Genomic DNA, 8,889 nt, shown 5'->3' on the forward strand with positions numbered 1-8,889 from the left:
CTTTCCCACATTTGCCAACAACAACAGCGGAATATTAAATGAAATATCAGATGAAATTACTACTTTTGAGTCGTACTGAAAATGGGGAGCCTACATGTTCATTCAATACCTCAGAAATATATTGCCTTGGAATATTAAGATTATTTGCCACATCTTGAATGGAAAGTTTGCCGTTTAGAAATAATTGGTCTTTTTCCATGGCTTGAATTAAATCTTGTTTGATTTTATTTTTTTGATTGTCATCTAAAATTGAATTCTGGTATTTACTGATTTCTTTTTTGGCTAAAATTTCTTTGCTTTTGGTTAATAATTTAAAAGCAATAAAATAGAATAGAAAAGCAACAATCAATAAGAGATAAGTGTTGAAGTTTTTATCTTTAAATAATGGTAATTCTGCAAAGCCAAGAATCTGTATAATATCATTAACGAAAGAAAAGACGAATAGAATTGCAATCGGAATTACGAAATATACGATCCAATGTTTTATTTTTCGAGTAAAAAGCGGAATTAATATCGCTATCAAATATCCTGTAAATATAAATTCTACTGCTATTTCTAAACTTTCTACAACAATATTGAATTCTGAAATATACAATTCAAAAAGCTCAAGAAGAACATAGATAAAATTTGGGATAAAATAAAAAAAATCTTTAGTAGAAAATTTTTCTAAAGCACTTCTATCATATTTGAAAAAGAGAAATAGAAAGGTAACGAAAAGAGATTTATCAAATAAAAACCAATCTGCATTTGCCAAAAAAAGATTACTGCCGTCATCTGCAAGAATATACAGTAAAACCGAAAATAATGTACCAATCAGCAGCCAATAAGTTGTTTTTTTGTATTCTTTTCTGTTTGCATAAAGCACAGCGAGTACAAAGAATCCTTGGACGAGGGCAATTATTTTTAGAGTTTCGAGCATTAATTTATTTTAGAAAACGGCAAGGTATATAAATGATTATTAAAAAATGAAAAAGAATGCTTTTACAAAATTCTTTATTTCATCAACTGTAAATTCTTTCGTGCAAAAACATTCTGTATTACCTTTATTATCTGATAAAAGTGCGTCATCAGTTTTCATGCTTGGTGGGATATTTTCCTACCCAGAATCTAAAAATTCTATCTTACCAGTTTCAGGCGAGATATTCCAGACCAACCTATCAACTGCGGGCAAGAAAGATTTTTTAAAGTGCAAAATTACCCCAGACTTTTACTGTTTCGAAATCTTGAAACGCTGTAAGAGACAGTATATTGAAACCATCATAAAAACTGAAGTTTGGAATTTGTTTTTCTACGATACTGTCAGGTAGTTTATTTTACGAAATGGAAATTATCAATTTTGGAAAAAAATATTAATATTTTCTTATTTTTTATATAGAACTCTCTTCAATTGAGATATTTCTTCTTTAACTATTCCAAATTGGAAATGGTGCTGAAGTGATATATAAGTGTTTTTTTTAATATCAAAGGATATTTCATTATTATCTTCATATCTACTTTCTACATTATTATAGATTTTGAATTTATATTGTGATCCTTTTTTTTGTATTAATTTTTTTTCAAAGGCCACAACATTGTCGGTTGATTTTTTTAAAATAGATAGTAAAATATTATTTTTATCGTAGGTATATGTAACATTCCAAATGTCTGCTATTTCAGATTGTGTTCTATTTGTTTTGATTTTTGCTTTACTTATTTTATAATTTTTTATTTGATATTTTTTATTTGATGAAACTCTTTTAAGGTAAATAAATTGGTATGGGTAATCTCCTAATAAATCATCTAATAAATCTATTAAATCTAATGCATTATTATCTTTACCAATTGTCTGTTTAAGTTCTTTGTAATATTGAAAATTTAAAAAATAGGTGTCAGTATTGTTTATAGAAATGGATTTTGATACATCTGAAAATTTAATATTTAAACTATCTACAATAGTGTCTTCACTTATCATTAAAGTTTGTTCATCAGTCCGTTTATTCTTTTTCAGCGTAAATATTATTGGGGTTGTTTCACTTATAGGTGCGTTAGAAATATCATAATATGAAATGGAATCCTTTTTTGAATTTATATTATAGATATAAGAAAAAACCTGTTTTTTTTCGTTGTTTTTTATTAATTGCTCGTTTTCATATATTTTTAACGGGGTCAATATTTCTTTTATTTTTATTACCTCATTATATTGTGCATTACAACCACTGAAGATTAATATGGTAATGATATTTAAAAAAATTAGTTTCATAATATTTTATTTAATTTCTTTCCAAAAGATGGAATAACCTGCAACTTTGGTTGCAACTATGCTTGTGGATTTTTTCGCATCATTTTTATAGTAAAAATCACCAGTTAACCAATATTCTTCTTTACTAAAATCACTTGCAGTTATTGTATAAATTGCTCTTGGTCCTCTATTAGTTTCTTTATGTATGTGAGAACCTTTATCTGTTTGCACATTATGAGAAGATTTATAAGGTGCTCCATTAGGATATTTTTGTTTTATCTTATTTACAAATTTATCATAAAGGGTTTTTTTGATTTTAATCGTATTATATTCGTCAAATTTATTGTGTCCTGGTTTTGAGTTGCTATCAGCTTTCAGTTCTGTATCAATTCCCCATGCTAAAAAATCAACTCCGTCCCAAAATCTTGCACCATCTGTTGGATCTATTTTGGTGGAATCTGTATCTCTTAATAGAGCATCAACAACTCCTTTGCGAGAATATTTACTTAAAGCATCTGCTGCTGTGTCTAATAATGCAGTTTGTTTGTCTGATATCGCTACAGATGAATAAGTAGTCATTAATCTTGCTAACATTGATGTGTTTTTATCTTTCCCTTCATTATAGTTAGCATGAGCAATATAAATGTATTCATTTTCTTCACTTGACAAACCTTCATGCTTCACTATATTACAAACTCTTTGGAAATCAATGTGAGTAATTTTTAATTTTTTTGGATTTAAAAAGGTGTCTTTCTCAGTTCCTTTTCCTTCACAAGCATAGACATCATTTGCATTTCCTATTTGTCCCGTAACATTACCTTCGTATGAACCGCTAATATTGTAATAATAACCATTGATTTTTGTTTCGTTGTCATCTGGCAAAGGTGCTCCTTTTGTACTTATGCTATCTGGTACATTAAGTTGCGCAGTATCTAAAAATTCTATCTTACCTGTTTCGGGTGGTATGTTTCCAGGCATTTTGCCAATGCCTGGTTAATTTAGATTTTTTTATTATAAATGAAAATTAAATATTATTAATTTCCTATTCTTCTGAGAAGCTCCTACATTTTTTATTTTTGGTAGACGCTACTATCTGTTGAATCATTTCAAAATTATTTTTTCTTAATGAAATTTTTTTCAACTTACAATTTTTAAAATTACACTCTGTACTAATTAAGTTTTTATCTAATGGATTAAATCTATGAGTTAGAATATCGCTCAAATACCAATCATCTTTATTTTTTAAATAAGTAAAATTAACGATGTCAAAATCGTTATATTTAGGAGCATAACTAATTTTAAATGTCATATTGTCATCTTTAATTCTCATATCTATTACGGCAGTTGTTGCCGCGTAGTTTTTAAAAAAATCAATCTTTTTAGATATTATAATATTGTCTTTTGTGTAAAAAAAAGTATAAATATTTGAAATTGTATCTAATTTCACTTTATCCACCTTACCATCCATATTAACATCAAATTCTGAAGTTTTTATTTGTGAATATACAAATGTATTTGAGGTAAAAAAAAATGCTATTGAAAGTATTAAAATTTTCATTATTTTTTATTTTTTGTTGTACAATTTTTTGGAAAAAGAAATAATTCTTTTAATTTGTCTGTAAATTTTATTCTTTCATTTAGTCCATATGGATTAGCAACTTTCCCATTTATACACTGTGAAACCTTCAGGACATTATCTTTATCTGCTACGTTATTAATATTTTCTCCTGTTGCTGTTGTATTTCCGATGTTTTCCCAATACCAACCTGCAGAATCAAATGCATAGTGGATATTACTGGCAAGTAACGATGCAGAATCAACATCAACTATTTCCACTAGTTTTTCTTTAATAGATTTTCCTTTGCTGTTTAATATTTTCTTTCCTTTATCATCAACCTTGTCCTTATAATAAATGTATTTTTCTTTATATAAAGGTTTTCTATTGAATAATTCCTCTACAGTTTTATCATTAAATAAATTTTTATTCTTTTCTAATAAATAAGAAAAATATTTCTTCTGTGTTTTTCTCCACGTTAACTGTATGATGCCTCTTCCTTTATATCTTGGTCCATCTCCATCTATTGTGTTTTCCATTCTTTTTGCATCAGAGTGTTTATCTGGATTATATCTTTTTCCTGAAGAATATTCGAGTGTTGTACCGTATCTTGAAGATTCGTGATAAGTTTGAGCTAAAAAATGAATTTTTCGAATGCAAGTATTAATATTGTACTTTTTCATTGTTGCATTTAATTCAATACACAGTCTATCATAAGTGGTATCATCTTTTTTTATAGGGCAGTTTTCTTCAGAAAACAAAAATGAAGTTTTTATTTTTTCAGAATCTCGCATCGCTTTTACAAAATTCTTTATTTCATCAACTGTAAATTCTTTCGTGCAAAAACATTACGCATCTACTTTCTCCTCTGGCAACGGTGCACCTTTCGTATCAATACTTTCCGGCACATTTATTTGCCCAGAATCTATAAATTCTATCTGCCCATTTTCTGGCGGGATGTTTCCTGGCATTTTGCCAATACCTGGTAATTTAGATTTTTTTATTAATACTTCGTTTTCCTGCACTTTTACCGTTCCAAAATCCATCCATTGTGTAAGGGAAAGCATTTGAAAACCATCATAAAAAGTGAAGTTTGGGATCTGTTTTTCTACAATTGTTCCCGTCAATTTATCTTGTGTGGTTGGTACATCATTAAGCACTTTAAATTCTCCAAGGTGGGCGTTAAATTTTATTTTTGCACCATGAATTACAATCAGTTGGTCTTCTGAAGTTTTATCTTTTTCTTCCCTTTCTTTTCGGCTCGTTTCAATTTCCAGATTTATTTCTTTTTGTTTCTCATCCAGCACGTCATCCTGTTCTTCAGTAGTTTCATTTGCAACCGAAACAAAAGCATCATTCTCACCACCAGAAATTCCTGGTTCTACAAAACCTCCAGAATTTTGATTTATTTTGCTGTTTTTTAGCCAATCCATAATAAAGAATATTTTATTTGTTTGTCTTTCATTTTATAATCTACAAAAGCTTCAATTAGATGATCATTCTCGTAGAAGAAAATACCATTATAATTTTCTATTTCTGTTAAGTTTTTCTCTAAAATTTCAGTTTTCAATTCTCTTTTATGTTCTTTCTTGATTATTTTTAAACTTTCGGTAAGCGCAATGTTTTGTTCAGAAAACATTCTTTTTTTAATGTTATAGTCATCATAACCACCATATTGTCCGTTAAATAGAAGTCCAAACATTTTGTAAGAATTTAAAAATTCACATACTTTATCACTATTTTCTAATAAATTAGAAATTTTTACGAAATACTTTTCAACTGCATTTCCAGTATGGCTTAATGATAAAGAATTACTAGTTTTCAACCATCTTAATCTTAATTTTAATAAATTTTCAATGTTTATAATTACATTTTCACTATTTACCATTACTTCTATATCATCCCATAAATAACTTAATTTTTTAAGAAAAATAACGTCAGAATTGTCTTCATCTGAAAACTTGAATTTTAAAGTTAGAAGCCGAAAAAGTTGGTTCTTTTCCTTTTTACCTAAATAAAATATTTTCACTTCTCTAACAAAACTTTTATTGATGATATGATTTTCGCTTATTTTTTTACTGATTATAGTTTCGTAGTGATAGATTGCATCAGTAAATTGAACTTTTTTAGACGTTTCTGCTTTTTTAATCAAAATTATTTATTTAAAAACGTTATCATTTTCATTAATTCTCCCCTCTTTTTCCACTTGCAGTAGGATCATTTCCATTATTTGGTTCCATTCCTACCCATTTTCTATTTGCAGACCAATGCAGATATTCATTTCTCAATCTTCTTAAAATATTCTGTGGAGTTGCTTCAGGTATAATAACTTCATCTATTACTATCACTTCGTTACCTTCATCATCGCATTCTATTTTTGGCTCTGGCAATATTTCTTTTTCAATAAGAATGGGGAATTTTGGCGGCTTAATTTGAGGTATGTTATCTTTAACCTTTTCTGGATATGGATTTTCGATTTCATTCTTGTCATCAAGATTTCCGAAAGGGTTTAGTATATTATCTGGTATAAATTTTAATTCTGATCCTTTTTCAAAAACGTATTCATATAAAATTCTATAGGCTGCTTTCAACACACCGTTATGATCTCCTAATTGATAAGTTTCTTTGCAGGAAATTGGCATAATTTTGTAAGATTCATCTGCTAATTGTTCACGAAAAAACTCTTCCATAAATTGTAGAGGTATATAACTATACTCTTTCTTAATATATCTTGTTCCCTGCAACCTTTGATAATTTAAATAGGGTGCAGTATAACGATACATCTTACCTCCAGGCAAAGCAGAAGCCATGTTGTCCTTTAATATTTCTAATTGATCTTTAGTGTACCAATATTCACTCACAAGATGTTGTTTGTAATCTTCCAGACCTTTATTAGATAGATGATTGTTAGTTTCTATTTCTGTTTTTACTTCTGTTTCGTTTTCATAAGCACCACCAATATCACAATGCACTCCTGGGAAATTTTTCTCAACTCCAGTTTCCATTCTCGTTAATCTAAAATTCTTTCTGTGCTCATCTTGTGCCGTAAAATGAACGGCTTTAGTTACTCGTAATGAGTTTAGATTGAGTTGTGCAACATCATCTTTAAATAAATCTTTTTTCAAACTCTTCGCTATATTTATTCCTAAATTTATACTGTTATCATAGGTTTCCTCGTAAGAAGAGACAGTATCGTAAATTCCTAAAAACCGAATAGTTACAGACAAATCTTCTAATTCTTCGGGGCTTAAAACTCCTTCACTTATAAGGTAGTAGCCAAGTAGACCTCTTACAGGCATTTTGCCATCTTTTAGCGCGGAAGCATCTACTACATGTAGATCACCGTCTTTGTACGTTGTTTTGTTTTCATAAATAGGAATTACGCCGTCGTTGCCAAAAGAGCTGCTGTTTCTGTAGTCAACTATTTCTCTTTTTGTTTTAGATGTAGCTGTTTCTTGCTCCTTCACCACTACTTCATACGCAAAATTTCGTGCTGCGGCGGCACCACGGCTGAAACCGAAAATGTCAATTGTGATTTCATTTAAAACTTTATTTTTATTGTCTTTTCTATTCTTTTCTTCACCTATTTTTAATGCTAAATTCTTACAACCTATTCTCACTTTTCCTCTGATGCCGGTTTTCCCCGCACCATACATAAAACCATGTTTGTTATCTTTTGTTATATCATCATTAGGACTTGCCATAGGATCATCTACACCTATACCTGTTCCTATGCCTTCGATATATTGTGCATATATCTTTCTTTCACAACATTTATATTTTCTTGCAACATTGGTATAATCATTGGCATAACTATTATCTGTACCTTGCTTGTCTATGGCATCACGATGAGAATTTCGCAAATATTTTAGGTATTCTTCATTATCTTGGTTTATTGCAGTTTTTTTGTACATGTGGTACTTTTCATCTTGCCTATCTAAAGCATCTGCGTGTTGTTTCTCTTTATTTGCTATGGTTTCTTCATCGTCATCTGGTTTTATATCATTTCCTTTCTCTAAATATTTTTTACGGAGTTCCGTGTTTTTCATATTATTTAAAGTACCATCAAAAAACATCCCGAATGAAAGATTTATTTCACCCACAGCCGCTTTTGCATTACCGGTATTATATACAAATGTTCCCATGGTTATTTAAATTGCTTTCTTTTAAAAACCTCCAATTTTTCTGTCTTAATGAAAAATTCTTTACCGTTACTTCCCTTCAACTTGACTGTAAAAAAAGTATTTGCTAAATTTACTTTTATTTCTAAAATCGCCGTTGAGTTATCATTACTTTCACCATAAAGTTCTTTAAATGCAGCTAAAATAGATTTTTCATCTAAAACTGCTCCTGCACCATATTGTTCAGCATTCTTATCTTTGAAAGAAAATTGAATTTCTTTTGGAACTGCTTCTTTTGTAAAATCTATTATAGGAAACTTATTAGTGAATAAACTTTTAATTTCTCCATTGTATTTCACTATTCTTATCTCGTAAGTATTATCCAACATAAATCCTTTCGGTAATTCAAATACAGGTTTCCAAGAGTGTTTTTTTCTGTAAGTATCCCATAAACCAAAGGGAATTGCTTTGCCTTGTACTTCTGCAGGAACAATGTGAGGGTTTTTCATAAGTTTCTGGCGGTATTCAGATTCAAATAATAAATGATCGTGGCTGTCTAAATTTTCTATTTCATCTGCTGGTATTACTACTTCCTTACCTTGAAATCTGCCTACTTCTATCTGCATTCCAATTCCTGCAATCCACACTATACAAATTCCTCCTGGTGCAAAACCCACAATAATGGTATCATAATTTTCATGACGAATTTCTCCTGTACCGTTGGTTAATTTTGTATCATATCCTTTTCTGAAATATTCTCTTATTTTTTCATAATCTAAATCTTCATCTATTTGGTAAAATTTTTCTTCTGCATATGATAAAAAAACAACGTTGAGATGATCTGGTAAAGATTTCACACCAGAGCCCATACCATAACTTGCTTCTCCCCAATAGCCATTTCCTATGGTAGTTCCAGCATTGAGACTTGTATAAGAGCCGGTTTTTGAATTTTGTAAGCCTCCTTTGTAAATATCAATCGGAAAACCATAAGGAAC

General features: G+C 29.5%; 10 protein-coding genes. 1 reads left to right on the forward strand and 9 read right to left on the reverse strand.

The genetic code is table 11. The annotated features are described in order from the left end of the window. Positions 1-46: 46 nt before the first annotated feature. Positions 47-919 (reverse strand): AraC family transcriptional regulator, encoded by an 873-nt coding sequence (locus tag HNQ03_RS15385; protein WP_173780585.1) that lies wholly within the window; start codon positions 917-919, stop codon positions 47-49. A 46-nt stretch (positions 920-965) separates the two neighbouring features. On the opposite strand from HNQ03_RS15385, the gene HNQ03_RS15390 reads away from it, so the two are divergent. Continuing rightward, positions 966-1,307 carry a hypothetical protein gene (locus HNQ03_RS15390; RefSeq protein WP_173780586.1) on the forward strand — a complete coding sequence of 114 codons (342 nt, stop codon included), beginning with the start codon at positions 966-968 and terminating at the stop codon, positions 1,305-1,307. A 53-nt stretch (positions 1,308-1,360) separates the two neighbouring features. Here HNQ03_RS15390 and HNQ03_RS15395 read toward each other — a convergent pair whose 3' ends face one another. The 8 genes from HNQ03_RS15395 to HNQ03_RS15430 form a co-directional block, all read right to left on the reverse strand. Continuing rightward, on the reverse strand, positions 1,361-2,239 hold the full coding sequence (locus HNQ03_RS15395; protein ID WP_173780587.1) for a hypothetical protein: 879 nt from the start codon (positions 2,237-2,239) through the stop codon (positions 1,361-1,363). A gap of 6 nt (positions 2,240-2,245) precedes the next feature. Then, positions 2,246-3,196: a hypothetical protein gene (locus HNQ03_RS15400; protein ID WP_173780588.1), complete on the reverse strand. Its 951-nt coding sequence runs from the start codon at positions 3,194-3,196 to the stop codon at positions 2,246-2,248. 64 nt (positions 3,197-3,260) lie between these two features. Beyond that, positions 3,261-3,776 (reverse strand): hypothetical protein, encoded by a 516-nt coding sequence (locus tag HNQ03_RS15405; RefSeq protein ID WP_173780589.1) that lies wholly within the window; start codon positions 3,774-3,776, stop codon positions 3,261-3,263. Continuing rightward, the gene (locus HNQ03_RS15410) at positions 3,776-4,567 is read right to left on the reverse strand and encodes a hypothetical protein (protein ID WP_173780590.1); all 792 of its coding nucleotides are present in this window, start codon (positions 4,565-4,567) and stop codon (positions 3,776-3,778) included. The genes HNQ03_RS15405 and HNQ03_RS15410 overlap by 1 nt, the downstream gene beginning before the upstream one ends. Before the next feature lie 54 nt (positions 4,568-4,621). After that, positions 4,622-5,206 (reverse strand): hypothetical protein, encoded by a 585-nt coding sequence (locus tag HNQ03_RS15415; RefSeq protein WP_173780591.1) that lies wholly within the window; start codon positions 5,204-5,206, stop codon positions 4,622-4,624. Continuing rightward, positions 5,194-5,925: a hypothetical protein gene (locus tag HNQ03_RS15420; protein WP_173780592.1), complete on the reverse strand. Its 732-nt coding sequence runs from the start codon at positions 5,923-5,925 to the stop codon at positions 5,194-5,196. The genes HNQ03_RS15415 and HNQ03_RS15420 overlap by 13 nt, the downstream gene beginning before the upstream one ends. Positions 5,926-5,956: 31 nt before the next feature. Beyond that, on the reverse strand, positions 5,957-7,918 hold the full coding sequence (locus tag HNQ03_RS15425) for a phospholipase effector Tle1 domain-containing protein (RefSeq protein WP_173780593.1): 1,962 nt from the start codon (positions 7,916-7,918) through the stop codon (positions 5,957-5,959). A gap of 2 nt (positions 7,919-7,920) precedes the next feature. After that, a partial coding sequence (locus HNQ03_RS15430; protein WP_173780594.1) for a DUF2931 family protein occupies positions 7,921-8,889 on the reverse strand: 969 nt, incomplete at its 5' end.

Source organism: Frigoriflavimonas asaccharolytica, assembly GCF_013294015.1.
Lineage (GTDB): Bacteria > Bacteroidota > Bacteroidia > Flavobacteriales > Weeksellaceae > Frigoriflavimonas > Frigoriflavimonas asaccharolytica.

What these genes read in the sequence shown, in the direction of transcription:
- HNQ03_RS15415 (WP_173780591.1), bottom strand. Translation starts at nt 5,206, where the DNA reads ATGGATTGGCTAAAAAACAGCAAAATAAATCAAAATTCTGGAGGTTTT.
- HNQ03_RS15400 (WP_173780588.1), bottom strand. Translation starts at nt 3,196, where the DNA reads ATGCCTGGAAACATACCACCCGAAACAGGTAAGATAGAATTTTTAGAT.
- HNQ03_RS15425 (WP_173780593.1), bottom strand. Translation starts at nt 7,918, where the DNA reads ATGGGAACATTTGTATATAATACCGGTAATGCAAAAGCGGCTGTGGGT.
- HNQ03_RS15395 (WP_173780587.1), bottom strand. Translation starts at nt 2,239, where the DNA reads ATGAAACTAATTTTTTTAAATATCATTACCATATTAATCTTCAGTGGT.
- HNQ03_RS15410 (WP_173780590.1), bottom strand. Translation starts at nt 4,567, where the DNA reads ATGCGAGATTCTGAAAAAATAAAAACTTCATTTTTGTTTTCTGAAGAA.
- HNQ03_RS15390 (WP_173780586.1), top strand. Translation starts at nt 966, where the DNA reads ATGAAAAAGAATGCTTTTACAAAATTCTTTATTTCATCAACTGTAAAT.
- HNQ03_RS15385 (WP_173780585.1), bottom strand. Translation starts at nt 919, where the DNA reads ATGCTCGAAACTCTAAAAATAATTGCCCTCGTCCAAGGATTCTTTGTA.
- HNQ03_RS15405 (WP_173780589.1), bottom strand. Translation starts at nt 3,776, where the DNA reads ATGAAAATTTTAATACTTTCAATAGCATTTTTTTTTACCTCAAATACA.